At 50.3% G+C, this 25,463-nt stretch carries 22 protein-coding genes and 1 pseudogene; 8 read left to right on the forward strand and 15 right to left on the reverse strand.

Annotation, left to right across the window (positions count from 1 at the left end; genetic code table 11):
* Positions 1–132: 132 nt before the first annotated feature.
* Entirely contained in the window at positions 133–999 is an 867-nt protein-coding gene (locus tag AC52W5_RS04135; protein WP_495670082.1) for a pirin family protein, read from the reverse strand.
* A 111-nt stretch (positions 1,000–1,110) separates the two neighbouring features.
* Here AC52W5_RS04135 and AC52W5_RS04140 point away from each other — a divergent pair, with 111 nt between their 5' ends.
* Positions 1,111–2,016: a LysR family transcriptional regulator gene (locus AC52W5_RS04140; protein WP_495670083.1), complete on the forward strand. Its 906-nt coding sequence runs from the start codon at positions 1,111–1,113 to the stop codon at positions 2,014–2,016.
* Between the two features lie 72 nt (positions 2,017–2,088).
* On the opposite strand, the gene AC52W5_RS04145 is transcribed toward AC52W5_RS04140, so the two are convergent.
* Entirely contained in the window at positions 2,089–3,192 is a 1,104-nt protein-coding gene (locus AC52W5_RS04145; RefSeq protein ID WP_495670084.1) for an NAD(P)-dependent alcohol dehydrogenase, read from the reverse strand.
* Positions 3,193–3,377: 185 nt separating this feature from the next.
* Here AC52W5_RS04145 and AC52W5_RS04150 point away from each other — a divergent pair, with 185 nt between their 5' ends.
* On the forward strand, positions 3,378–4,004 hold the full coding sequence (locus AC52W5_RS04150) for a PEP-CTERM sorting domain-containing protein (protein WP_495670085.1): 627 nt from the start codon (positions 3,378–3,380) through the stop codon (positions 4,002–4,004).
* Between the two features lie 86 nt (positions 4,005–4,090).
* Here AC52W5_RS04150 and AC52W5_RS04155 read toward each other — a convergent pair whose 3' ends face one another.
* Genes AC52W5_RS04155 through AC52W5_RS04165 form a run of 3 tightly spaced genes read right to left on the reverse strand, consistent with a single transcriptional unit; the run spans position 4,091 to position 7,038 of the window.
* Positions 4,091–5,635, reverse strand: a complete 1,545-nt coding sequence (locus tag AC52W5_RS04155) for an FAD-binding oxidoreductase (RefSeq protein ID WP_074975853.1) — start codon at positions 5,633–5,635, stop codon at positions 4,091–4,093.
* Between the two features lie 25 nt (positions 5,636–5,660).
* Positions 5,661–6,680, reverse strand: coding sequence for a hypothetical protein (locus tag AC52W5_RS04160; protein ID WP_143104384.1), 1,020 nt, complete (start codon positions 6,678–6,680; stop codon positions 5,661–5,663).
* Between the two features lie 28 nt (positions 6,681–6,708).
* Positions 6,709–7,038 carry a c-type cytochrome gene (locus tag AC52W5_RS04165; protein ID WP_495670086.1) on the reverse strand — a complete coding sequence of 110 codons (330 nt, stop codon included), beginning with the start codon at positions 7,036–7,038 and terminating at the stop codon, positions 6,709–6,711.
* 299 nt (positions 7,039–7,337) lie between these two features.
* On the opposite strand from AC52W5_RS04165, the gene AC52W5_RS04170 reads away from it, so the two are divergent.
* Positions 7,338–7,778 (forward strand): hypothetical protein, encoded by a 441-nt coding sequence (locus tag AC52W5_RS04170; RefSeq protein WP_495670087.1) that lies wholly within the window; start codon positions 7,338–7,340, stop codon positions 7,776–7,778.
* Between the two features lie 44 nt (positions 7,779–7,822).
* Here AC52W5_RS04170 and AC52W5_RS04175 read toward each other — a convergent pair whose 3' ends face one another.
* Both AC52W5_RS04175 and AC52W5_RS04180 read right to left on the reverse strand, forming a co-directional pair.
* Positions 7,823–9,670, reverse strand: a complete 1,848-nt coding sequence (locus tag AC52W5_RS04175; protein WP_495670088.1) for an autotransporter outer membrane beta-barrel domain-containing protein — start codon at positions 9,668–9,670, stop codon at positions 7,823–7,825.
* Between the two features lie 746 nt (positions 9,671–10,416).
* Positions 10,417–10,677, reverse strand: coding sequence for a hypothetical protein (locus AC52W5_RS04180; RefSeq protein WP_074975849.1), 261 nt, complete (start codon positions 10,675–10,677; stop codon positions 10,417–10,419).
* Between the two features lie 267 nt (positions 10,678–10,944).
* Here AC52W5_RS04180 and AC52W5_RS04185 point away from each other — a divergent pair, with 267 nt between their 5' ends.
* Positions 10,945–11,475 (forward strand): DUF4142 domain-containing protein, encoded by a 531-nt coding sequence (locus AC52W5_RS04185; protein WP_074975848.1) that lies wholly within the window; start codon positions 10,945–10,947, stop codon positions 11,473–11,475.
* A 98-nt stretch (positions 11,476–11,573) separates the two neighbouring features.
* Positions 11,574–12,962, forward strand: a complete 1,389-nt coding sequence (locus AC52W5_RS04190; protein WP_495670089.1) for a hydroxysqualene dehydroxylase — start codon at positions 11,574–11,576, stop codon at positions 12,960–12,962.
* Between the two features lie 167 nt (positions 12,963–13,129).
* Here AC52W5_RS04190 and AC52W5_RS04195 read toward each other — a convergent pair whose 3' ends face one another.
* Both AC52W5_RS04195 and AC52W5_RS04200 read right to left on the reverse strand, forming a co-directional pair.
* Entirely contained in the window at positions 13,130–13,489 is a 360-nt protein-coding gene (locus AC52W5_RS04195) for a hypothetical protein (RefSeq protein WP_495670090.1), read from the reverse strand.
* Between the two features lie 253 nt (positions 13,490–13,742).
* A complete protein-coding gene (locus AC52W5_RS04200) occupies positions 13,743–14,729 on the reverse strand; it encodes an MBL fold metallo-hydrolase (protein WP_495670091.1) in 987 nt (328 codons plus the stop codon).
* Positions 14,730–14,962: 233 nt separating this feature from the next.
* Here AC52W5_RS04200 and AC52W5_RS04205 point away from each other — a divergent pair, with 233 nt between their 5' ends.
* Positions 14,963–15,577, forward strand: a complete 615-nt coding sequence (locus AC52W5_RS04205) for an undecaprenyl diphosphate synthase family protein (RefSeq protein WP_495670092.1) — start codon at positions 14,963–14,965, stop codon at positions 15,575–15,577.
* Between the two features lie 192 nt (positions 15,578–15,769).
* Here the strand turns inward: AC52W5_RS04205 and AC52W5_RS04210 are convergent, their stop codons facing one another.
* Positions 15,770–16,267, reverse strand: coding sequence for a hypothetical protein (locus tag AC52W5_RS04210; RefSeq protein ID WP_495670093.1), 498 nt, complete (start codon positions 16,265–16,267; stop codon positions 15,770–15,772).
* 466 nt (positions 16,268–16,733) lie between these two features.
* On the opposite strand from AC52W5_RS04210, the gene AC52W5_RS04215 reads away from it, so the two are divergent.
* Positions 16,734–17,240, forward strand: coding sequence for a hemerythrin domain-containing protein (locus AC52W5_RS04215; RefSeq protein WP_107762748.1), 507 nt, complete (start codon positions 16,734–16,736; stop codon positions 17,238–17,240).
* A gap of 442 nt (positions 17,241–17,682) precedes the next feature.
* On the opposite strand, the gene AC52W5_RS04220 is transcribed toward AC52W5_RS04215, so the two are convergent.
* The 3 genes from AC52W5_RS04220 to AC52W5_RS04230 all read right to left on the reverse strand — a co-directional run bounded on the left by AC52W5_RS04220 (position 17,683) and on the right by AC52W5_RS04230 (position 21,884).
* Positions 17,683–20,541, reverse strand: a complete 2,859-nt coding sequence (locus tag AC52W5_RS04220) for a PAS domain S-box protein (RefSeq protein WP_495670094.1) — start codon at positions 20,539–20,541, stop codon at positions 17,683–17,685.
* A 615-nt stretch (positions 20,542–21,156) separates the two neighbouring features.
* A complete protein-coding gene (locus tag AC52W5_RS04225) occupies positions 21,157–21,516 on the reverse strand; it encodes a lysophospholipid acyltransferase family protein (protein ID WP_495670095.1) in 360 nt (119 codons plus the stop codon).
* 92 nt (positions 21,517–21,608) lie between these two features.
* Positions 21,609–21,884 carry a helix-turn-helix domain-containing protein gene (locus tag AC52W5_RS04230; RefSeq protein WP_074974588.1) on the reverse strand — a complete coding sequence of 92 codons (276 nt, stop codon included), beginning with the start codon at positions 21,882–21,884 and terminating at the stop codon, positions 21,609–21,611.
* A gap of 156 nt (positions 21,885–22,040) precedes the next feature.
* Between AC52W5_RS04230 and AC52W5_RS04235 the strand changes: the two genes are divergently transcribed.
* A complete protein-coding gene (locus AC52W5_RS04235; protein WP_495670096.1) occupies positions 22,041–24,503 on the forward strand; it encodes a putative bifunctional diguanylate cyclase/phosphodiesterase in 2,463 nt (820 codons plus the stop codon).
* Positions 24,504–24,672: 169 nt separating this feature from the next.
* Here the strand turns inward: AC52W5_RS04235 and AC52W5_RS04240 are convergent, their stop codons facing one another.
* Both AC52W5_RS04240 and AC52W5_RS04245 read right to left on the reverse strand, forming a co-directional pair.
* Entirely contained in the window at positions 24,673–25,086 is a 414-nt protein-coding gene (locus AC52W5_RS04240) for a hypothetical protein (RefSeq protein WP_495670097.1), read from the reverse strand.
* Between the two features lie 269 nt (positions 25,087–25,355).
* Positions 25,356–25,463 (reverse strand): annotated as a pseudogene (locus tag AC52W5_RS04245) (IS5/IS1182 family transposase); the annotation flags it as partial.

Consider the following 25,463-nt stretch of genomic DNA (forward strand, 5'->3'; position numbering starts at 1 on the left):
ACGAATTCCTGCTATCCGCTCCACCCGATCCTGCATCATTTGACGCGACGCGCGCAGGAATATGCGATTGGAATGAATGATCCCTGCCTGACTGAAAATAGCTGTCGCTTCGCCGGAAACAGCAAACTGGAACTAATGGGTTATTTGCCCGAAGCGACCACTGTTGAAATCATTCATGGCCTGGATAATTTCCTGCTGGCTGTTCATCACGAATGGGCCATGACCAACAATGGGCTCATCAATGGGTTCGCCGCTTAGCAGCAATACTACAGCGTCGTTGTTGGCTTCAATCGAGAGGTCTTGACCCGCCCGATCCAACACCACCATCTGCGCCTCACGAGCAATTGTTTCGTCATTTACGAGCACGGTTCCATGCAGAACAATCACTGCCACGTTCCATCCTTCAGGAAGTATCAATTTGGTCATCCCCCCCTGTTTCAGCCGCATGTCCCAGACGTGCATTGGCGTGAAGGTTCTGGCTGGACCTGCATGACCGGCATACTCGCCTGCAATTACGCGAACCGTTCCCGTCTCGCCAGGGAGTACTACCCTTGGGATATCACGGTCGAGGATGGCTTGATAGCCGGGCGCAGTCATTTTGTCCCTGGCTGGCAGATTCACCCACAACTGTACCATTTCCAGTATGCCGCCGGATTCAGTGAATGCTGGGGAATGAAACTCCTCATGCAGGATGCCTCCGCCCGCCGTCATCCACTGCACATCACCTGGACCGATAGTTCCCCCTTGTCCGGTCGAGTCGCGGTGCGCCACCTCACCTTTGTAAACGATGGTGACTGTCTCAAAACCGCGGTGAGGATGCTTGCCCACACCGCGAGGCCTGTCAGCAGGTGAAAAATCGGCTGGCCCTGCATAATCGAGCAACAGGAAAGGACTGAGTTGCTTGCCGTGACTTTGGTACGAGAACATGGAACGCACGGGGAAGCCGTCTCCCACCCAATGGGAACGAGGTGCATTATAAATACCGAGAATTCTTTTCATGTCGAACTCCTGATTAATAGGATGTAATGAAAGTATAGATTCGAAACCAGTAAGTGTGTAGGCTGCTAAAATAGCTATCAGAGTCCTATTTTTAGGACAATAGGCAATGCTGTGCAAGATTTGAATGACCTTTACTACTATGTTCAGGCAGTCGATTACGGCGGCTTTACGCAGGCGGGCCGGGCGCTGGGAGTGCCCAAATCAAAGCTCAGCCGTCGCATCGCAACACTGGAAGAGCGGCTTGGGGTGCGCCTAATCCAGCGTTCGTCACGGCGCTTTGCGGTTACTGAAGTCGGGCAGACCTATTACGAGCATTGCAAAGCGATGCTCGTGGAAGCGGAGGCCGCTCAGGAAGCAATAGACGCAATGCAAGCTGAACCTCGGGGTGTCGTCCGTCTAACATGTCCCGTGGCGCTGCTGCATGTGAATGTCGGGGTGATGCTGGCCGACTTTATGGTGCGTTATCCGCGCATCACGCTCTATCTTGAGGCCACCAACCGGCGTGTGGATGTGCTGAGCGAAGCAGTGGATGTAGCCATTCGCGTGCGACCCCCACCCTTGCAGGATAGTGATCTGATCATGCGGGTTCTGGCTGATCGGGGGCAGTGTCTGGTGGGCAGTCCGGCGCTTGTACGGCACTTCGGTTTTCCTCGCACACTTGGCGAGTTGAGCAGCTGGCCTAGCCTCGGACTGGGGACGCCTCAGCAAATCCACAACTGGGTGCTGCATGGCCCGGATGGCGCCCAGGCAACGCTTCATCACATGCCGCGTTTAATCACCACCGATATGATTACCTTAAGAAATGCGGCATTGGCTGGTGTGGGAATAGTACAACTACCTGTGCTGATGGTACGTGATCATTTGGCAGCAGGTTCGCTGGTCAGACTCATACCCGATTGGACCCCTCACCGGGAAATTATCCACGCTGTATTTCCATCTCGACGCGGACTTCTGCCATCGGTGCGAACGCTCATTGACTTTCTCGCACAGCGCTTTCGCTTACTGCATGAGGATTGAGTGCAATATTCGCGGGAAGCGGTTTCCTCTCCGTCCTCCCCGTATACGCAAGAAGCGGGGCTATAGGATTTCTTATAATGCCAACCTGATAATCGGCTTGATGGTGATACCCTTCTCGCTATCCTCTGCCGCCTCATTGATCCTGTCAAAAGGGTAAAACTTTACAAGCTTGTCGAATGGAAAGCGTCCCTGCATATAAAGCTCGACAAGGGCTGGTATGAAGAGGTCCGGCGTGCTATCGCCTTCGATGATCCCGATGATGCGCTTGCCGGTGGTCATTACGCCATTCACGTCAAAGCTGGCCTCTGTTCCAAGAGCGGGCGCGCCGACAATGCCGCAGGTGCCGCGGATAGCCAGGGCATCAATGGCCTGGCGCAATACCTCGGGGCGGCCGCTGGATTCAAGAGTGTGCTCTACGCCGCCGCCACTGATCTTGCGCACCGCCGCGACAGGATCGGTTTCGCGGCTATTCACCGTGTGGGTTGCCCCGAGCTCTCTCGCCAGCTCCAGCCGGGATGGAACGACATCCACAGCAATAATCGTTATGGCGCCCGCGACGCGAGCCGCCATTACCGCACTCAGCCCTACCGCTCCCCCGCCGAAAGCTGCAAAACTGGCGCCTGGAGCGACTTTAAGCGCATTCATCACTGCACCGGCGCCAGTTTGAATGCCGCAGCCAAGCGGACCAAGAAGTTCCAGCGGAGCTTCCCTCGGCACCTTGATCGCATTGCGTTCGTGGGTAAGAGCAAAGGTCCCGAACGACGACTGGCCGAAGAAATGGTCATGAAGCGAACCATGCGCATCGCGAGTGGAGCTGCTGCCGTCTTCCCTGGCGCCGCCAAAATTCAGCGCATAGAAATTCTGGCAATAGGTCAAATCACCCTGGAGACACGGTCTGCAGTGGCCGCACCACATATAGGTTAGCACTACGTGATCTCCTGCTGCTACTTTCTTCACGTTGCCGCCTACCCGCTCGACAACACCCGCTCCTTCATGCCCAAGCACGATCGGCAGGGGAACATCATAAAGCTGATCGCGCGCCACCATGTCGGTATGGCACATGCCAGTGGCCACAATACGAATCAGCACCTCTTCTGGCCTTGGCTCATCCAGAGTCAAATTCTCGATCCTGAAAGGCCCGCCCTTCTGTCGAATCGTCGCTGCCTGGATTTCCATCTATACAGCCTCCTCTATTTAAGCCCCGTTCATTCTTTTGCATAGAGCGCGGGAGAAATTTCCACCCATATAAAAAATTACCTCATCTTCAATTTTAGCTATAGAATTGAATTCCAAGTGCCACATTCACAAAATGTTTTAGCTGATTCGTAACTCTCTAACATAAATAATACAAGGAGCGAAAGATGAAAAAGCTTGTTCTGACAACAACTCTCCTGTTAACCATGCCCGCCTATGCGGGGTTGAACGGCGCCGAAGTCACCCTTCGAACAGTCGTGCAGGATACATCATCCAGTTCCCCGGTCATCACCTCTCTTGAAAAGACGGTGACGATTGGACCGGGAATCGAATATCCCCACGTGGCAAACCTTTTCAATGCGGGAGCAGCAACAGAAGCGCGGCCTGGAGTCATGCCAAATCTTGTTGATGTTGCTATCAATATCGCCAACGACTACATCACCATCGACTTTGCCAACTCCGCCCCTTTTTCACATTTTGGCTCCGGATTTCAAAATACGTATGTTTTTCAGTTTGATCCCGACATCGCGAGAAGCATTGCCGCAGCAAAAATTGACAGCAGCGTGACAACATTGGGACTGCAGTCATCCGACGTGCGTCTGGTGGGGAATGAACTGCTTATTAATGCCGAGAACCTTCAGTTCAATCCTTCCACTTTTGCCCGCGTGAATCTTGCCATCGAAGAAGGGCCCGTGTCCCCTGCTCCGGAACCCGCTACCTACGCCATGATGCTCGCCGGTCTTACATTGATCGGGTGGATCGGAACAAGAAGGAGTCGTCGCGGACTATCCTGATTAAGAAGCGCCTCCCCTCAGTGAGGAGGCCTTCACTGAGAATATACTATCTTGCTGGCCGATTTAGTTTATCGGCCAGCCAAGGGTCAGCGAATACCGGATTTTCCCGGAGCCAGGATACCGTTTGGGTCCAGCGCCTTCTTTAGCGTCTTGTGGACTTGACGCTGTACCGGTCCGTATGTTTCCGCCACCTTATCCATAAACGCCGTATTGACGCGGTAGGTTCCATACCCCTGCGCAGAAAAGATTGTCAGCAATTCATCGAAACACTGGTATGCCGCCTTGACCTGACCCGGATCGGTCTTGTCATAGAGCACGTCTACGATATGATGCATATCGCGCATTCCGACGATGAATTCTCCGGAATAATCCAGACCATACTTGGCAAGGATTTCCTTGGTTAACGCCATCTGTTTCAGCGTCTCGCTTCCTCTTGCCTGAGACACCGGCGCGAACCACATGGAGCCGCCGCCCCCGCGCCAGTTGTACAATGAAAACTCCTGAAGTGTCATGTCGCCGCGCATGAGAGATGCGCGATATTTAAAGGCAGGATCGTCGCCCGCCTCCCGCTCGGTCAGAATCTTCGCTTTGCCGGACTTGCCGAATGCCTGGGTCACAATCTTCCAGTTCACCTCGTTCTGTTCTGGCGTACCATACAGTGCGGCATACACGTTCCAGATACCCAGATGATGGTCCTTCGCGAGCTTGCGCACTGCCGCATCCGGAATAGCCCCTGGGCCGGTCACATAGTCACTGCGGCGGGCCTTGACGGGCGCTTCATATAACGCGTGGGCAATGACAACTGCATTTGGAATCACCCCGCTGATGCGTAGCGGACGAATGATTTCCACGATCTCCACGATATCTTCCTCATTCTCGTACTGAATGACGAAAGGCTTGAAAGCAGGTGGGGCGGGCATAAGCCAGAAGCCGAACTTGGTGACAATGCCATAATTGGATTGAGTAAAAATCCCGTCCAGATAGGGTCCGTACCCCCACTTGAACACTTGCCAGGTATTGGAATTCGGCATCGACCCCATTCCGGTGCGCAGCACTTCGCCATTTGCCAGGACCACCTCCATACCGCAGGCAAACAGGAAATGTTCTCCGTAGGGGGTATAGCCCACTCCACGGTCAAGCGTATTGCCGACCGGTCCTGCAATTGCGGAAGGAGCAGGCATGGATAGCCACAGTCCCAGCTTATGCTCGGCGATATAGTCATAGAGCTGCTTGTAAGTCACTCCCGGCTCAACCAGGGCATAAGCCAGATCTTTGTCGACTTCCAGGATGCGGTTCATTCGCTTGAGATCGAGGACCACCTGTCCGCGCTCAACCGGTGCCGCCGAGCCGTAGCCCAGATTTTTTCCAGTGGAAATGGTCCAGATGGGAACCTTGTACCGGTTACATATGCCGACAATTTTCTGGATCTCCTCCACCGTCGTCGCCATCAACGCGGCGGATGGAGTGTGGTCCGAATCAGGCACGGGCATCATCGTTTTGATGTAAGGGGCAAGCTGCTGTGGGCTGGTAAGCACGGCTGCGTCGCCGAGCACACTGCGAAAATCCCCTATGGCAGAATCGAAAGTCTTTTCGGACATTCCTTTCGGCAATGCGATATATTTATTTGACATTTTGAGTCCCTTGCTCCTATCCGGGTTAGGTCTCTATTACGAATGAGGCGAATCGTTCGGTGCGCACATTCCGTCGAGGATGTGGCCCGAGCGGTAGCTGGTGTACGAATGCCCGTTGGGAGCACGGGATTTGATATGAATGCAATCCCATCGCGGCAGTCATGGCGGCATATCCTACGGATTCAATCCAGCCGGTCAATTGCATCTGCGCAGGCCTCGGTCGCGTTGAACCCTCGTCGGATTCCAATTCCTGCCCTTTGAGGGGCACCCACGTGCCTGCCTTGCTCCAACCCACCGATTCACAGCCGTCTGCTGCCGAAAGACCGGAACAGTAAAGATGAATATCATCAAATCCATCCAACCGGTAACTGAGGAAGCCCGGTTTAGGCTTATTTAATCTCCGAGGGTACATTCTGGCAGCGAAATGCTCGCTCGAAAGAAAATCCTCTACGATAGAAAAACTGTTGTAACCCGGAAGGAGTTTTTCCGCAAGAGCATCACCCGCACTGAATTCTGGCGATACGGCGGTCCACACATGCCGAAGCTCTGGAACCTCCTGGGAGAAGCTGGAGCCGCCGGAGGCCCCATGACGGGAGAATGCGTGTGAACCCCGAAGAATCAGTCCTGCACCGGCATTGCGCATCAATTCCATGAAAACCGCCGCACTGCCATCATCCATGACAGCAATCCAGCGCACTCCACGGGCACCTTCGAGCAGTTTCCCCACTACCTCATACTCGGTAAGCAATCCGCCTTTCAGTTTTATCACGCGGGGTGGAGAGAACCAGGCTTTCCCAATCGACCCCGCTCGCCCTGTTGCCTCACTTTCAGCAACTCCGTTTAGCCTTGCATTACTGCTGAGAGCGTAAGCAGTGCGAACTCCTGCTGCGAATGCCGCGTCTACTGGAGTATTTCCCAGGAGTAATCCAAATTTCCGCGCGCTTCCCGCCGTTGTACTTGCAAACACTCGTGGAGGAATTCCAAGCGCTAATAGCGTTCCTCCCGTCACCAGGCCTTTCATGAGATTACGTCTGCGTACGTCCACGATCCCTCCTCAGCTCGCACCTTGCTGATTAATTGCGCTGGATATATTCGGCCAATTTCGCCAGCGACTCATCGTCGATTTCCGACGGGCGGAATGGAGGCATTGCCCTGTTCCCGTTTCGTACTACGGCACGAGTATATTCCGGCGGAAGTTCTCGGCCGAAAAGGCGCGGTCCTACCTGACCTTCATGGCAATAACTACAAACCTTGGAATAGACTTCTGCGCCATTTCTCCACCGGAACCCTTTATCCGCGTTTGTTTCCGCAGCGGCGCTCGCGATATCCGCCATCATCGCCGCGGCGACTGATATTGAGAGCATGAGCGCGGTCACAGTCCTTACGGATTTCTTCTTTCTCATATTATTCCTCCAGGCAGAATCTTAGCCGAAAAGACATTTCATTTCATTGCTTTATCGGAGGGTTACGGATAAACCTTTATGTTTGCTTGGATAAAATGTGGAGTTTATCTTGTTCCGCCGTCAGTTCTTATTATAGGTTGCATCGCCCTCTTCCGTGCCGATTTTGAGTTGGGAAAACACTATAACAGACGTCTATGACATTAGAAAAACCATTCAATGATTAAGGTTGAGCTTGCTTGACAACGCACATTTCCTGACATATTCTTCACATATTAATCACAAAAACTTCACAATTAGAATTGAAATTAAATCCTGTTTGTCGCCAGATTTATTTAATCGGAAGAAGCGCGATGGCGAAAGCTGGAAAAGCGATTATTCTGTATATGACTGCTTCAGTGATTACACTGATTTCACCTGTATCTATGGCAACAGAGAAGGTAATGAACGATGCTGCCCAGAAAATAATAACTGGCATGGATCATTCTGCATCAGCGGATTACTATGAAGATATTGCCAGGCAGATGATGGCAAAGATACGGGAGCAAAAAGCGCTACAGGAGCAATACCTGAATAAAAGCTACCTTTACGGCAGGCAAGCTCAGGATTTACAGGCTCAAACATATGCCAGGGAACGGCAGTACGAAAAACTGGCAAAGGTCAATTCAGAAAAAGCCGCTCTGCATCGCCAGATGGCTTTGCGGGGAGAGGAGGACAGAAATATAAACTACCTGGAAAAGTAGAGCGTGAAGGAATAGCCGATTGAAAAAAATGCCAGGCATCAAACTCAGAATTTCCAACTGAAGTTTGCCCGAATACCATGATCGGCAAGGTTGTGAAGAATTTGTCCCTGGTAATAAATACCCAGGGTCGCTGCTCCGAGGACATGCGCATCCACTCCTCCGGCGAGGACTATTCCATTGCGGGCAATAGGCACACCGGCTGTAGCAAAGGATGAGCCATTGGCAAAAGCAAAAGTCGAAGCAGGCGTCATCTCACCGAAGGCATGCCGCCATCCGACGCTTCCACGAAGCGTAGTAACCATCTTTTCCAGTCGGGATAGCGTCTTCGCCACATTGAGGCCCAGAGTGGTATATGCAGTATCCTGCTGACTGCTATCACTGCGCAGACTCGATATTCCTCCACGCTCCTGAAAACCTTTTGTCCGCAGGTTTACGTAAGCGAGCCGGGCAAATGGTTCGAGTGAAATGACATCCAGGGGCAAACCATAGCCAACCTCGCCGAACGCCTGCACTCCGTGCGCATTGTATTCAGCGTTGAGGTGATTTGAAAAACCTCGAAAGATTACATCCCGGCCTGTTTCCAGATCGTGCCAGATATGCGCGGCCCCAAGGCGCAAGCCAAGCGGTCCCCACTGTCCGCCCCCATAAACAGAAACGTGATAGCTGTCGCTTGAGGCGGTGAAAAGGCGTGCTCCTTCATAGGATCCCTGCGTGTATCCTCCAGCAATGCCGAGAAGAAATTTATCGGCAATTTGCATATCTCCGCCCACAAAAATTCCAGCAAGCGCGCGTCCGATACGGGCGGCATTAAGGCTTCCATCCCGATGGCCGAACGAACCCAGGACACGTCCCCACAATGCCCCATCGGCAGCAGAGTCCTGTTGAAGAATATGTCCAGGAGTATCAGAGGACTGCGCACCCGCCAGATGGAAAGCTTGCCTGACCCGGTCTGAGACCGCTTCCCGTATAAAACGGCTGTCTTCAATGATCATGCCCTGGATACTCGCATGTCCTTCGCCGGAAAGACTGTTAAAAGCCTGGCGCACGCTCTCCTGATCTGGCTGATGGACAATCGCTTTATAGATGGGATTGCTGGCGCCTAGCCTCTCGGCTGCGCTTCCTGTAGCACACTGAGTAGGCGTCTCGCCGATATCGCAAAAACGCAAAACATCGAGGTAGATGTGAGTAGGATCATAGGAGATACCCAGGTTGACCAGGCTATGCGTGAGTGAATCGAATTTTCCGGTCAAGCCACTATTCGCTGTCAGGATCGTGAAGCGGCTTCCAGGTGTGAATTCCTCACCCGCGGGAATAACAGAAACTGTCCCCCCTTGTATATCAGCAAGATCTGTAACAATGACCTGGTCGCTGGCACCACCCGGATCAATTTCTACCTCATAAGTGGAACCATGAAGCTGGACATAATTACCGTGAACCGTAAGCGTGCCAATCGAATTTCCCGGGGACACAGTCCCTTCGACCGTCGTGGCTCCTATATGCCCAGTACCATGAAGGGAAGCATGGGGCAATACGTGGAGCGTTCCACCCAGCATTCCATTTACCGCCAGGATGCCGCTTTGGGCAGTGATATGCTCCCCGAATGCTCCCGAATCTCCTGATAATATCGGTATATCCAGGCCGGCTTTATTCAGGAAGCCCGAACCCGAAATCGTACTGTCATGGTGGATGCTGTCCGGGTGATTGAATACCAGATGGGAGGAGTCATTCACATTATTCGTATTATTCTGAAATGTACCTTCGGTGTTACTGCTAAACCACGTTTTGTAGGCCCATGGCTGAAAACTTATGCCATTAGGCCAAGTGGTAGAAGTTGTGCTCCGGATATCGTTACTACGGCTCATTCCCATCTCGATACTGTTTACATCCAGCATAAGACCTTCCTGAGCCCGAGAAGGTACCGGCGCAACCGTAATCACCAACGAAGCAATGATAAATTTCGCACCCGGAGAAAGAGAAACTGATTTTTTTCTTTTTGCCATGCTCTACAGAAATAACCCAGCTCTGGCTCCCGCTCCTCTTTAGGGGAGCGTCCAGATTGACGGTAGTGACGGTAGTAGAAGTGCTTTACCGCAGCCGGAAATGCGGTTCACGGCAGGAGTAAATTTGAACTGAGGCAACTACCAGCTCTGCAGCTTTTCAAAGATCGAAAGCTGAAGTTATGATGGTGTTGAAGTTATGACGGCGGGGCGTTACATCCGGATTGAGGAAATTCTTGAAAAGATGCGGAAACGTACTCAGGCAGATAATGAGGTGAATCTATCGGAAATTTTTCCTGATATTTGACGGGCAAATGACAACGGCACATGATGGAACCAGAGTAAGGTACAGGCGGATTCAAATCGAATCCATTGTTAATCCATGAGCATATGACAGAGCGGCGCTTAAAGCAACCCTTTGGACCCTTTATCCTTAATAAACCCTTTATCCTTAGTACTCTTGGCAGCCGGTGCTTCGGCCCGTTGAGAACGGGCACTCTGGAGAGAATTGCCAAGCGGAAAGTAGTATGTGCGGTTCTACCGAACAAGAGGGATGAAAATTAATATCGTTTCAGAGGAGCGGGACCGGAATCGGGATGCTCGTTAGTATGTGCGGTTCTACCGAACAAGAGGGATGAAAATTAATATCGTTTCAGAGGAGCGGGACCGGAATCGGGATGCTCGTTTCTCGGATCGTGGTGCGCTTCGGTTCCGGTAATTGATTTTTTCGCTTCCTCCTGAGTTTCCTGTTTCTTGGTTCCACGGTTGCCTATCTTTTCCTGGCCTCTGTTTCCGTGGGTTTCTTCATCGACGAGCGCACCCTCATCCACTTCATTCGGCATTTGAGCCCTTGCATCGTCTTCCCTCAATTCCTCATCGTTGGTTTCCCGTGGATCTTCCATGATGGCTCCTGCAAGTTTATCGGTCAATTACATCTACATATGGCTCATTCTCCCATCACTGGCGACCAAAACTCGGTGCGCTAGCGCACAACATCCACACTACATATAGTTGTGTCTGGTAGCGCACAGAAACTTTCCTAGCTCAGCCCCATCATTGTCAAGTAGCGATTCCCGCTACTACATGGGGCTCCCGCTACATGTCCCTTATCAAGTCTACGTTTTTATTAACGCAAGCATTCCAAACACATCATACTTAGGAGAAGAATTATGAAAAAATCGGTCATACTGGCAATGGCTCTGATGCTTCCTGCGTTTATCGTCAACGTACAAGCGGCAGATACCCAAGATGCTCTCACTGACGCGGAAATTGCACACATTGTGGTAACTGCGAACACCGCTGATATTGAAAATGGAAACCTGGCCAAGAAAAAGGCCTCGAACGAAGACGTCCACGGGTACGCGCATCGAATGATCGCGGACCATACGGACAGCAACCAGCAAGCGACTGAGCTTGCGAAAAAACTCAATGTAACCCCCAAGGATAATGCCATCAGTCAGAGCTTGAAGGATGACGCCAAAGCCGCTCTCGAAAAACTTAAGGGATTGAGCGGGAAGGAATTCGACAAAGCATACATTGACGGTGAAATCGCGCTTCATAAGAAGGTGATCGAAGTTGCCGACAGCAAACTCGTGCCCAACGTCAAGAACGAGGAACTGAAGGCATTGCTGGTTAAAACACGTCCAACACTCGTCTCGCACCTCGAGCACGCAGAAAAAATCAAGTCTACTCTCAAGTGACAGAAAATCCCGCCGGAATACTTCCTCATCGTTCTGGCACTTTCCTGTGGAAGCTATGAGAGAAGTAGAATGTTGCGTCACCGCGACGCAACATTCATTTGCCAAAACCAGATCCAACAGCCATATCCCTTGTCCTTATCATGCGTAAACCCAAAACTATTGTCATCGGCAGCGGCTTGGCGGGTTTGTCTGCAGCGCTTGAACTGTCCGGTAACGGATTTGAGGTGCTGTTGCTGGAAGCTGCTCCCTACATAGGGGGGAGAACCGCATCATGGAATAAAGATGGAATGGAAGTAGAATCTGGCTTACACCGAGTATTGGGCTTTTACACAGCTTTTCCCAAACTCGTGAAAAAAGCCGGATTGAAGATGAAAGATATTATTATCTGGGAAGACGAAATAGAGATAAAAATCGCAAGTGATACCGGTAAGGGTCCTTCGTACGTCTACGGCGCCTCCCCTGTCTTCAAGCCCTTTAAAACGTTTTCAAGCCCCTTCAGAAATCATCTTCTTTCCTGGAAAGAAACCTGGAAATCACTGAAATTCTTTATCTCCGGCATGATCACGTTCATAACCCGTCCTGAGAAGCTTGATGAGTTCTCAGTGCTGGATTATGCGAACAAATTTCATCTAAGCGAAGAAACGGTACGGAGGTTGCTCGTTCCTCTCACCGCCGGGCTATTTTTCATTCCCCCGGAAAGGTATAGCGCATATGTCTTTTTTGGTCCATTCGTGCACGCCTTGAAGCGATTCTACCGTATACGCATTGGCGCCTTTCGCGGAGGCATGACCGAAGTTCTGGCGCGACCTATCGCCGAACGCATCGCTCAACTTGGGGGAACTGTGGTTACCGATGCACGGGTTACACGACTTGTTGTTGTCAATAACCGGGTGCGAGGCGTTCTCGTCAATAATGAAACCGAGTACGCTTGCGATTACGTTGTGCTCGCCACTTCGCTGGAGCCCGCCCACCGTATAATACGAGCCTCTTCTCTGGAAAACGCATTTCCAGACCTGCTTTCACTCCCCTCCATGCCTGAAGTCAATCTGCAAATAGAATCGAGCCGTCCCGCTTGGCCTATTGATCACACTGTATTCGGTGTGGGAGCCCCGCTTGTAACCTTTACAGAACAATCGCGAACGACCTTCACAGATAAGGCGGGCAGACTGTCTATCATACTGTCCCCACCAGATAAGATCATTGGTTTAAAAGATGAAGAAATTTTTGAAATTTTCAAGCGTGAAGCGCCGCGACTCGGAATAGATACCGCTCACGTCACAAATTATAGAGTGATACGGCATCCCGCCGACTTTTACCTGCTGTCACCTAACATGAATAAACTTCGCCCTCAACCACGCACCCCCGTCAGTGGGTTGTTTCTCGCAGGTGATTATATCCAGCAATCTTTTATGGCAACCATGGAAGGTGCGGTAATTGCGGGTAACAGTGCAGCACGCGAAGTGATCAACACAGAAAAATCAGTATAGATGAGCCTCCCCCGTAATACGGGACGATATGAAGAGGAGAGCTCTATGGCACAGGAAAGGATATGGACCCAGTGAATACGCACCAAGGTACTTCTAAAGGAATATCCGAGAAAAGGCGGGCTCAGCGTTATATCACTGGCCGCGCCTTATGCATAATGTCAAAGAAGCTAGTATCCTCCGCCGCCAGACTGGCCGGAGGATCCTCCCCCCTGTGATCCTCCACCCTGTGATCCTCCACCCTGTGATCCTCCACCCTGTCCCGAGCGTTTTTCGTACGATTTATCGTGCATATCATGCCGTTTATCATACCCGGCCTGGCCGGAGCCCTCCCCTGAACCGGAACCGGATTGTTGGTAGCCCCGCGGCTCGGGGGCGTTGCTTCCTTTTCCATGCTTCGACATATCTCCATATTCTCCAGTCTGCTCACCCGCACCTGCTGCCTGGGCTACCCCTGTGGCGCTAAAAGCGATTACGCCGGCAAGCACGAAAGACTGCGCTACTTTTTTCAGTATTAAAATATTTTCCATGGTAGTTCCTTGAGATTGACCCAGCAAAATTGCTGAACTTAAATGCTACTCAAATCGTGAGGGCTTTCCGTACGCTTACGCACACACCACATACCAGGCAATGAAGGTATATGTAGGAAGGAAAAGAGTGGTTGTATCGGAGAAGCCCTGTGTTCCTGGCACTGTCATACTCCATCTCAATTCTCTGCGGCTGAGGGGTTAGGGCAAGGGCTTGGGCACCTCATACTGGTTTGAAAGCCTTGGACGAGAGCAGTTATTTCTCCGTAGGATGAAACTCGTATGTGTCACCGTGCTCCAGATAAATGATCTTATCCTGTAACCCCGCCCGCTCTATTTCCTCCTGGAAAGCGCTTAAAGGCGACTTGAAAACATCATAATCATTGTAATGGATCGGAATAGCCTTTTTGGGAACAATGAGCCGCATCATTTTGACACCCTCTTTTGCATCCATGGTCACGGTCACAAGGCCCAGCAGGCGGGTGCCACCCAGATGCAACAGAGCGAGATCAACATCCGGATAGCGCTTTGGAATTTCCTTGATGTCGTCAAAAACCATCGTGTCACCGCTTATGTACATCCTGTAGGTGCGCAGTGAATTCTTGCTCCCGAAATCCAGCATGGAGCCCATTACTTCCGGCAATAATTTCGCGACGACTGGCGGGCCGTGCCGCCCCGGCATGGCAGTTACCCGAAGCATAGTATTGCCTTTCTCGACAATAAGCGTATCCCACGTTTTCAGCGGATAACGCTTCATGAATCCTAGCTTCTTCAAAGATTTCGTAGCTTCTTCCGTTGTTACAATGGGGATATTCCGATCAAGATTTTTCTGAACAAATTTGTCGAAATGATCCTCATGCATATGTGAGAGTACAACCAGATCGATTGACGGCAAGTTTTCCAGTTCAATAGCGGGATTGGTAAGCCGCTCGGAAGTAAGTCCGTATCCGAGATGTACATGATCCCCTCGATGCAGAAAATTCGGATCGGTAAGAATTGTCAGGCCGCCATAACGAATAATGACCGTCGCGGTACCCACAAAAGTAATGGAACCGGTTGCAAACTTATCCTCATCCTCGGAATCCGCCGGAATTTGCAGCAAATGCAAACTTCGCGGATTTTCATTGTCCATCGCCTTTCCTGGATCGGGTTGGCCCTTGGGAGAGTTGACGTCATGAGCCGTCGCAAAAACAGGCGTGATTACAGCAATGGCACCCTTCAAAAACCGGTAATTGAAGTCCATTTTTTCTTCTTCCCTGATTTATCTCACTTCATCCAATAATGAGTGGTAACGCTCGCCCCCTGGAACCACAATGAAAGTGTATGGGTAAACGAAGAGCCGCTATGTGCGCTCTCGCACAGCGGGGAATAAAAAGTTACACCTAGTATTCGCCCATTACATTACATTTGCACGCTCCCAGAACGCTTAACAAGAGCAAACATAACGAGTACTGGCGCGGGCTACCGGAAATTACGATGGCACGAAAAAACGTTCCGCTCCATGTTGGTTTCATTCCTGACGGTAACCGCCGCTGGGCCTTGAATCATGGCCTGCGAAAAGAAGATGGATACGGTTTCGGTATAGACCCGGGATTATCTTTGTACGAAATCTGCCGAGAACAGGGCATCGTTGAAGCTTCCATTTATTGTTTTACACAAGACAATACAAAGCGGCCCGACGCTCAAAAGCGTGCCTTTACCGATGCATCGGTGGCATTTGCTTTTGAAATCGCGCGGCGCGGAGCAGCTCTTCTGGTAGTGGGCGATGAGACCTCGGCGCAATTTCCAGAAGTTTTGAAAACATTCAGGATTCGCCAAGGGAGTGGCATGAAGGTGAACCTGCTTATCAATTATGGCTGGGAGTGGGACCTCGCCGGGCTCAAAAACGGCGGACTACGTTCAAGCGATGTATCACGCCTGGATCTGATCATGCGATGGGGAGGCGGACGCCGTCTGAGCGGCTTCCTTCCGGCGCAATCAGTTTATGCGGACTTTTATATACGGGACGAATTCTGGCCGGATTTTGAACCCCGGCATTTTGATGAGGCACTTTCCTGGTTCAAACGGCAAGACCGGACTCTTGGAGGATAGCCTTCACTTTCCCTTGTGAATAAAGGATTATCGCAGTGGATGGTTTACGTATCCTCCGCTGTTGCTCGAGGACAGTATCAGTACAAACACGTTTCCGGGATTAAAATGAAAAAACTGAGGAAGCTTCCCCTGCTAAAGCAGGGAAAGGCTAATCTAGGTTCGGGTGGACTCAAGCATGTGTCGCGAATCTACTTACTTGGCAATACCTTCGCTGCTCCCATCCGCGGGGGCGCTCGCGTCAAGCTTCGACTTGTCACTCTTTCCGGTACCGCCACTGCCTATGCTTTCTCCGGCATGGCCTGCTTTTGTATCGGTGCTGCCGCCCATGATGCCACGCGCACCCTTACCTCCTTTATTTTCCCTCAGGTTGCTGAATCCTTTATCCCCGGTTGATCCACCCAATGCACTTCCCTCCGGTGACTTTGAACCCCCGGAACCGCTCCCCCCGCTTCCCGAACTGCCAGGCTCGTCGCTGCCCAAGGTGTCTTTCGTCCCCCTTGTTGGGTTGTCCTTCTTGTTGTAACTATCCTCGCCCTTCTTGCCTGCATTATCTTGGCCGGTGGACGCCCCGCCTGTCGCGCCGATCGACATTGAACTGCTTTGAGCATACAAACTTCCGGCAAATGCAAACGCCAACACAGACACTGCCGTAATGCAGGTTTTCTTGTTCACAATTGATGAGCGCATCATTTTTCTCTCCTTGAATGCATATTGAACTTAAAGACACGGGATAGTATTTCCTTGAACCCTTGTTCCTCATTAAGCCCTGAATTTTGAATCCCCCCGGATTTCCTCATCCCCTTACAGCAGTTTTCATACTGCTCACACTTTCAATCGAATCTTCCCGATTCCATCTCAAGCGGTGATTCCTGTCTCCAATTTGCGGGAGAATGACTGCATCATAAAGTGACAAAACGGCCCACTCTGTGCGGGAGCATACATAGCTCGTCATCGGCCCGCCATTCCTCGTTCCTGGCCGCTTGCTTCCATTTCTATTTCTGCGAATCACGAAAATGGAGGAAGCGGGGAAAAGAACAGTGTGGGTTGCCGTACAGAACTCTGCAATCCTTAAGATTATCTTTTGTTCATGCTTGTGTATCCATGAGCTGGGCATAAACAGCAAACCGTTCAACCCTACATTCCATTGGAGGTCATCATGCCAACTACGCAAACCACTTCACATAAAACCACCGAACACAAAACCACGAGAAGGTCCAAACATGACGCAATCAAATTGCTGACCGACGATCACAACAAGGTCAAGAAGATGTTCAAGGAGTTCGAAAGGCTGCACAAAAAGCAGGAAGAAGGAAAGGAAGAGATTGCACAGCAAATTTGCATGGAATTAACGATCCACGCGCAACTGGAGGAGGAAATATTCTATCCCGCTGCCCGTGAAGCCATTGATGATGATGATCTGATGAACGAAGCAGCTGTGGAGCATCAAGCCGCCAAGGATCTCATCGAAAAAATTCAATCAATGAACAGTTCAGACCCAATGTATGACGCTATGGTAAGCGTCCTTGGAGAATACGTTAATCACCATATAGAGGAAGAACAGAACGAGATATTTCCCAAGGTGGAAAAAGCGAAAGTCGATCTTGAAGAAATTGGCGCTGAAATAGCTGCCCGCAAGGAAGAACTTACTGAAGAGCAGGAATAACGGAAGGGAAACTGACACGTTGACCCGGTCCAGGTTGCCGATGGGTTACCAACTGCCCAATTCGCTTCTGGAGGATAAGATCAACTACTGTCGGTTCGGTACACGAATAGCCGACCAAAAGAAGAATAGTGCAGATGTAGTCGTACCTTTATTGACAGGGGACGCGCATGGATAACCTTCTTTCTTGGGTTGCTTATATAGTGATAATGGTTGCTGGCTTGGGTGTACTGGGAATAGGCTGGCTATAGACCAGCAGCACCACATTCTCACTGCGTTCGATGAAGGCCTGCTAACCCCTGAATCTGTGCCTTGGGCACGCCTGCAGATTGGAGCATGCTCGAGCTTCAGAAAAACTAAAGGTTAAGAAGTGTGAGCCGGGCGTGCTGCTCGCGCAGGATGTATATATTCCGTTGAACCTATTGAACCTGAGGATGTGCAAGATTCATTGGCAAAGGGTTATGGTTGGGCGCGGCTCTTCAATCGCATACCCCTGGGCATAGTCGACACCTATCCTTCGCAGCACCTCGAGAAAAGATGGGTCCTCTACCCATTCCGCTATCGTCTCTATTTTCATTACGTGGCCTATATGATTAATGGCCTCAACCATGGCATGGTCAATAGGATCATTGATTATGCCCTTGATGAATGCTCCGTCGATTTTTAGATAGTCCACGAGTAAATGCTTCAGATAGGCAAACGAGGACATTCCGCTGCCAAAATCGTCCAGGGAGAAGCGGCAGCCTAGCTCCTTTAGCTTGCGGATCAACGCAGCAGCCTGAGTAAGATTTGCGATTGCCGCAGTTTCCGTTATCTCGAAACAGATTCCGGCAGGATCAGCCTGAGACTGCTTGAATTGATCCACCACGAAATCGTATAAATGCTCATCGCAAATGGATGCGCCTGAGAGATTGATAGTGCAAGTGTCTTTTGTGCCTCGTAAGCGATATGAAGCATATTGGGTAAAGGCGTTAGCGATTACCCATCTATCGATTTGAGGCATGAGACCGTAGCGCTCCGCGGCAGGGATGAAAGCCATGGGAGGTATGAGTTCTTCATTTTCTCCTCTCATTCGCAACAATATTTCGTAGTGGTTAGAGTGTGTTGAGTTGTCAGAAAGCGGCATTATTTTCTGTGAATACAGGACGAACTGCTGCTTATCAAGCGCTTTGTGCAGACGCTCCACCCATCCCATCTCACCACGGCGTTTCTCGAGGTTCTTGTCATCAGAAGCATAGAGTTGAACGCGATTGCGGCCATTATCCTTGGCAAGAAAGCAAGCCGTGTCTGCCATGCGTAAAACGTCCGAGAAAGTTTGCCGGCCACTGAAGAAGGTGGTCAGTCCGATGCTTATACCAAGTGAGAACAACCGCTCTTCCCAGACAAAACGAAACTCCTGTACGGTTTGCCGCAGCACTTCAGCTATGCGAAGGGCAGGTCCCCTTGAACATTTCTCAAGCAATAAGCCGAATTCATCTCCTCCAAGGCGCGCCAGAGTATCATCCTTTCGCAGCTTTGCTTGCAGGAGGCTGGTGAGCTGTTTCAACAACTCGTCCCCTGCCAGGTGACCACAAGTGTCATTTACAATCTTGAATTGATCAAGATCAAGATAAAGCAAAGCATGCTCGTCAGTCTGTTCATCGCTCTCCAGTGCCTGTTTCAGCCGCCGCTCGAATTCGTGCCTGTTGATCAGACCAGTCAGTGCGTCGTGCGTCGCCTGATGTCGCATTTCCATCGCCAACTTCTGCGCATGGCTAACGTCACGAAACACTAGCACGACGCCGATGATTGCGCCGTTTTGATCTCGAATGGGCGCGGCGGAGTCCTCGATCGGGAAGGTTTGACCATCTCGCCGTATAAGAAGCGCATGCGAATTAAGGTTTACAGTCTCCTTATTCCTTAAAACCCTTTCGGCCGGGTTGGATGCTGGTTCGTTAGTTTCCGCATGGATGATTTGAAATACATCTTGAAGAGGCAAACCCTTTGCGTCCTCGGAACTACACCCAGCCATGGCTTCTGCAACCGGATTCAGATAGGTGACCCTTCCTTCCGTATCGGTTGTGATAACGGCGTCACCAATACAGCTCAGCGTGACGCGAAGGAGTTCCTTTTCTTCAAAAAGCGCCTTTTCCGCTATTTCGCGCTCAGTGAGATCGCGTCTGAGTTGAGTTTGGATTTCCTTAGTACGCTTGCGCTCAGTGATATCGCGGATGGCACTGGATACCAGGACCCCTTCTTCAGTTTCAATGGGGCTAAGACTGATTTCAACAGGAAATTCAGTGCCATCGCGCCGGAGGCCATAGAGCTCGAGTCCAACCCCCATTGGGCGCGTACGGGGCGCACGGAAAAAATCTTCCCTAAACCCGGGATGTTTTGAACGGTAACGGGGCGGAATAAGAATCTCCATCTTTTTACCGAGCAGCTGTTCTCGCTGGTATTCAAACAATTTCTCGGTTTGGGAATTCACCAGCACAATTTCACCATTGCGATTCACAATGACGATTGCATCCGGCGCGGCTTCCAGCAGTCCACGGAATTTCTGCTCCGCTTTTTTTCGATCGCTAATATCGCGAATTGCACTCACGCTAAATCTGCCCTCATCCATTTCAATGGGACTCAAGCTCATTTCCACTGGAAATTCGGTACCGTCCTTGCGAAACCCGTATAGCTCCCACTCGGCGCCCACCGTCCGGATGTGAGGGTAGGCAAAGTAAGCTGCGCGTTCTCCCGGATGGAGGTCGCGCTTGCGCGGTGGCTGCAGCATTTCCACGGGCTGGCCGCAAAGTTCATCTGCAGTATATCCAAACAGTTTCTCCGCTTGCGCGTTGACCAGGACTATCCGCCCTGACGAATTCACTATGACTATTCCATCTGGTGCTGAATCGAGTAAATTGCCGAATTTGGTGCCGATCAGCTTGGCGTCGCGTAATGCCTTGATATGCGTGATATCTGTACTGGTAATCAGGACGTAGCCATGCTGTCGCTGTTCCTGCGACAGGACCTTGCATGAAAGGTTTACATGGATCAGCAGGCCGTCTTTTTTGCGACATAACATCTCGCCTACTGAAGCCCTTGCCTCGAGCGCATCTTTCAGGCTCTGGCCGATCTTCCACTGATGATCGGAAGCGCCAACAAGTTCACTGAGCTTGCTTTGCAAGGCTTCCGCCACTGTATAGCCAAATATAGATTGCGCCCCCTTGTTCCAGTAAACGACAACGCCATCGGCAGTGGTAACAATTGCGCCACCGGGCATTTCATCAAGAACAAGCTTGCCAAAATCTGTTGGTATTACCTTCGGTTCCATTCAGAAAATAGGAAAGACTTCGAAATCGGAGATGTTAATAGCCGAAGTTACAGCGTCTGAAACACTTACTTTGGAGCTGTTAATCGTTCGCTGGGTCGTGGATGCCTTGTTCATTGAATAAATTGCATAGGGCTCTCATCAGGCAGTCATCTACGCCGATTTATAATAGGGGCAATGACCTCGATTAACACTTTAAATAGGACGGATTAGGGATTTATTATCCATCGCAAAGGGATTAATTTAAGTATTGGTCATAATTTCATTACTCGGTCCTGGCTGTTGATTTTCTTCGATTCGATCGAACTAATTCGTTTTAGCAAAGCCTTGTGATTTCGAGGAGCGGTATGCAATCTGGAACAGAACAGCATGGATAAAAACTTAGCTTGATCTGCGATACTGATACTGGAAGCGCAGGATTCTTATATACGTCAATCTCCCAACTACAAGTTGTTTTCACGCAAATCGTTTTCAATTGTCGGAGGTTCTTCTATGACTCTACCATATGGCCTAATGGTCTTTTGCTCAGCTGAAGATGCTTCTCTATGTTTATTGCGATCTCCAGGTAGAGCGGGCGCAAGTTAACACGTATGTTGCTGATCGTTTTTCCGACATTCATCATCGAGGGGACTCGAAGGCATGATGATCGACGGGGCCACCGATAAATTTCTGGTCGAAACCGGGCTTGGCGAAGTGATGTGCGAGCCGTTCCTCAGTGAGAACGAATACGGTATCAATCTTGTTCAATCGCGCCATTGCAAAAGTAGCGAGATAAAGACTGATTGGAATGTACGGAAAGCGTCGCGATCGGGAGGTTTTAAAATCACCGTCTGAAATGACAAGCGGTCTGCCAGCTTCGCCTTTACGCCTTCTGTAGCTGGAGGTTACAGCAAGACGCGATACATCTGCGCTGCGGTGCCAGCCTCCCTTAAAAATTTCACCCCTTACAAATTTGAAATATAAATAGCTCGTCTGCAAACTTTTCCTGCAGCTGAGCATTTCCAGATTTCGCTCAAAATCGCATTGCTGCCGCATCTCGATGGAGGGCCGGGTGCTATCAGGTTCTAAATCTACTCTACCCTATCGATTAAGCGACGTTCCCATCGACGTCTGCTGCCTTGTCGCCTGTCCACTAGGAGCAATGGCGTAATTGGCTCTTCTCCGGTGATTAACCAATCTAGTGAAAAGACAAGTGCAGAACGCAATTTCTTTAGTTTGGCTATGTCAGGCATCGTACTTCCCGTCTCCCATTGGGATATGGCTGCCTTTGTCACTCCACACAATTTTCCTAATTGGGTTTGATTCAAGTTATATCTATGCCGTAGCTGTATAAGCCTCGGTCCCATGCCCACGCTGTACTCCCCGTCTTAGATGTATTGCTTGTCCCCAAGATTAGTAAAGCTTGATTATGATGTCAAGTTCTACTAAACATAATAGAGGCAGGAAGCGATTAGATACGTTAATATGTTTAGACCTGCTTAACGTTAAGAGGTGAACTGCTTATGGATAATGAGGAGAAGATTAGAAAAGAAATCGGGCCTGTGGATAAAAATTCTGTTGAGTTCCTGCTTTCTCCTTGGGCTATCGCTACTTTAACATTTACGATTTTTATATCGCTCACCTTGATAGGCTGCTCTTTTGCACAGGATTTACAGGAGCAAAGCGCAGCGATTGAGGCGTCTTCACCCCCTCTATTTGAAAAGGCTATAAAAGGTTATGAGTCGTTTCTCGTCCTACTAGGGAGTGTTCTGGTCAGTATTCTGACTGCGCTGGTTTCTTTTGTTCTTGCATCGAACAAAGAGAAAGCAGCGGCACTGGTGCGTGTCAATAAAAAACTGCTTTCGGCCATAGAGGAACAGCAGGCAACAGCACGCGAACTTTCAGATGCAAGGCTTCGCACAGAGAGAATTCTAGAGAGCATTACGGAGGCTTTTTACACGCTGAACCGGGAATGGCGCTTTACCTATGTAAATAAGGAAGCAGAAAATCTGTTATGTCGCGAACGTAGCAATCTTTTAGGCAAGGTGGTCTGGGAGGAATTTGAGGAGGCTATCGGAACTACCTTTGATTATAAATTCCATCGAGCACTCACGGAAAATACGGCAGTGACGTTTGACGAGTTCTATCCTCCCCTTGCCAAATGGTTCGAGGTACATGTCTATCCATCGGAAGAGGGCTTGGCTATTTATTTTCATGATATTACTGCACGCAAGGAGTCTGAGCGGGCGCACCAGGAAGCCGGTAGGCGCATTCGCCAGCAGGCTTCCTTGCTCAACAAGGCGAGGGATGCAATCATTGTGCGCGACCTTCATCATCGTATCCATTTCTGGAATCAGGGGGCTGAGCGGCTTTACGGATGGGCTTCCGAGGAGATATCCAGCAGATCGGTAGAGGTGTTGTACGAGGACCTCTCGCCGCTCAATGAAGCAACGAACCTGTTACTGGAGTCGGGGGAATGGAGAGGTGAAATCGTGCAGCGCCGGAAGGATGGAAGCATATTGCCCGTGGAAGCACATTGGACTTTAGTCAGAGACGACGAGGGACAGCCAGAGTTTGTCTTTGCGATCAATACCGACATTACCCAGCGCAAGGCAGCGGAGAAGAAGATTCAATATCTCGCCTTCTACGATCCCTTGACCGGGTTACCCAATAAGCAGCTCCTACTGGACCGGCTCCGGCAGGTGGTGGCGGCGAGAGCCCGTAATCGGCAAATGGGTGCGCTACTGTTCATTGATCTTGATAATTTTAAATTGCTCAATGATACGTTTGGCCATCATTTCGGCGACCAGTTGCTGCAAGAAGTCGCTCCGCGCCTGACCTCATGCGTGCGTGAAAGTGACACGGTAGCCAGATTGGGCGGCGACGAATTCGTGGTAATACTGACAACAGACTCGAGTGATGACGAAGCTATTGCTGAGGCTGAGGTAAAAAAGATCTGCGGGAGGATTCGCAGTGCTTTCAATCGACCTTTTAATCTTGGTGCATACAGGCACCACATAACGACGAGTATTGGCGTTGCGCTGTTTAATGGTGGGGCAGATACAACAGATGAGTTACTCAAGCATGCGGATCTGGCGATGCATCAGGCAAAAGCTTCTGGCCGCAACGCCGTATGTTTTTTCAATCCAAACATGCAAGCAGAAATGAATACTCGTGCCGCTCTTGAATCAGATTTACGCAAAAGCTGGGAGAGAAATGAGCTGGTTCTCTACTATCAGCCGCAAATGGATAACTGCGGGATTATAGGAGCCGAAGTGCTTGTGCGGTGGCAACATCCTCGACGCGGCCTTTTGCTTCCCTCCGAGTTCATTCCTCAGGCCGAGGAAACCGGACAGATTCTTCCTTTGGGTGGATGGCTGCTTGAAGCTGCTTGTGATCAACTTGCAATGTGGTCGAGGTATCAGAAGACAGCCCAACTTAATCTGGCGGTAAATGTAAGCCCCTGCCAGTTCGGTCAGTCAAACTTCGTCGAGCAAGTAGTTTCTGCCCTCGATCGAAGTGGTGCCAATCCGCAAAAACTCAAGCTTGAGCTGACGGAGAGCATCCTGCTGCAAAATATGGACGATACCATTGCAAAAATGATGACACTGAAAGCCAAAGGCGTGGACTTCGCCTTGGACGATTTCGGGGTCGGCTATTCCTCACTCTACTACCTTAAACACTTGCCGTTGGATTGGATAAAAATCGACAAATCATTTGTAAGAGATGTCCTAATTGATAATAACGACGCTACGATCATTCGTGCGATTTTACTTCTTGCTAAAAGCATGGGGTTATCGGTAATTGCCGAGGGGGTGGAAACCCCGGCCCAAAAGGATTTTCTCGTTATGCATGGATGTCGCGCATATCAGGGATATCTGTTCAGTCCACCTTTGCCACTAAATCAATTTGAGGAGTTTATACATGGAAGAAAGGAGTGCAAGCAATTCAGGAGCGAGTACGCCAAAGAATTCCTCTACTGCTAATAGCCCATTTCGTAGGATTTTTTTTGTTGAGAGATAGACTCACGAACTCTAATACCCATTTATCATGGATAAAATCCTATACGACCCCACCGCAAGACACGAACGTAGGATAGCTCGACGTTCAAGGTTACTGAACACCGGGCTTATCCTATATCCTGGTCGCAGTTACTTACATTGCCGGACTTTGGGGGTCGGACCCAGCATGGTTTTCATCAAGTTTCGATGCCATTTGACGATGCAAGGTGGCTTCTTGCATGTCGGCCGCGATGGTCTGCTCGTGACGGCGTATTAATGCTGCAGTATGCGATTGCAGATCCTGAGCTTGCCTGCCATAAAGATAGCTTTTATTCTTATACTGCTCCAGCAATTCCTTTTCTTCCTTCACTTTTGCCTGCATTTGCATAGCGGCATTTTCATAATATTTCGCTACGGCCTCATGATCGCTCCGAGTCCTGGCCTTCTGGACAGCCGCACGAATCTCAGGGGTGTCAATGGGCTCGGCTGCAATCGTCAGGGAGCTCATCGAACCCAGCAGGACTGCCATCGATAACACTGCGAAGATATTTCCTGATTTCGTTTTCATGATAGTAATGAACCCAAACAGGATGAAAGTGACTTTATCCTATCTCAGTCAACACTATGCGTATATTGGGGAAACTCTGGTTTTATACTAAGGGAAACCCTTAGAGTGACAAGATGAAAGGATATGGCCCACGACCAACTCTCGATCAGCGCGAACGCTATTGTGGGCCCGATGGATTAGGGATTCAGGACAGGGAGCGAGTCGAACTGCAAGTGCCTTCCTGGCAACTATTGTCCCCTCATTTACTGACCCTTCTCTAGATAGTGTAGTCACGAGACTTTGAGCCAGAGGGCGATGCACCTGATCTGGATGGCGGCAAGGAATGATGCGCTGTTTTTGGCGTACCGGGTGGCAATGCCTCGCCAGCGTTTCAGGTG

It is taken from the genome of Nitrosospira sp. CT, assembly GCF_059489795.1.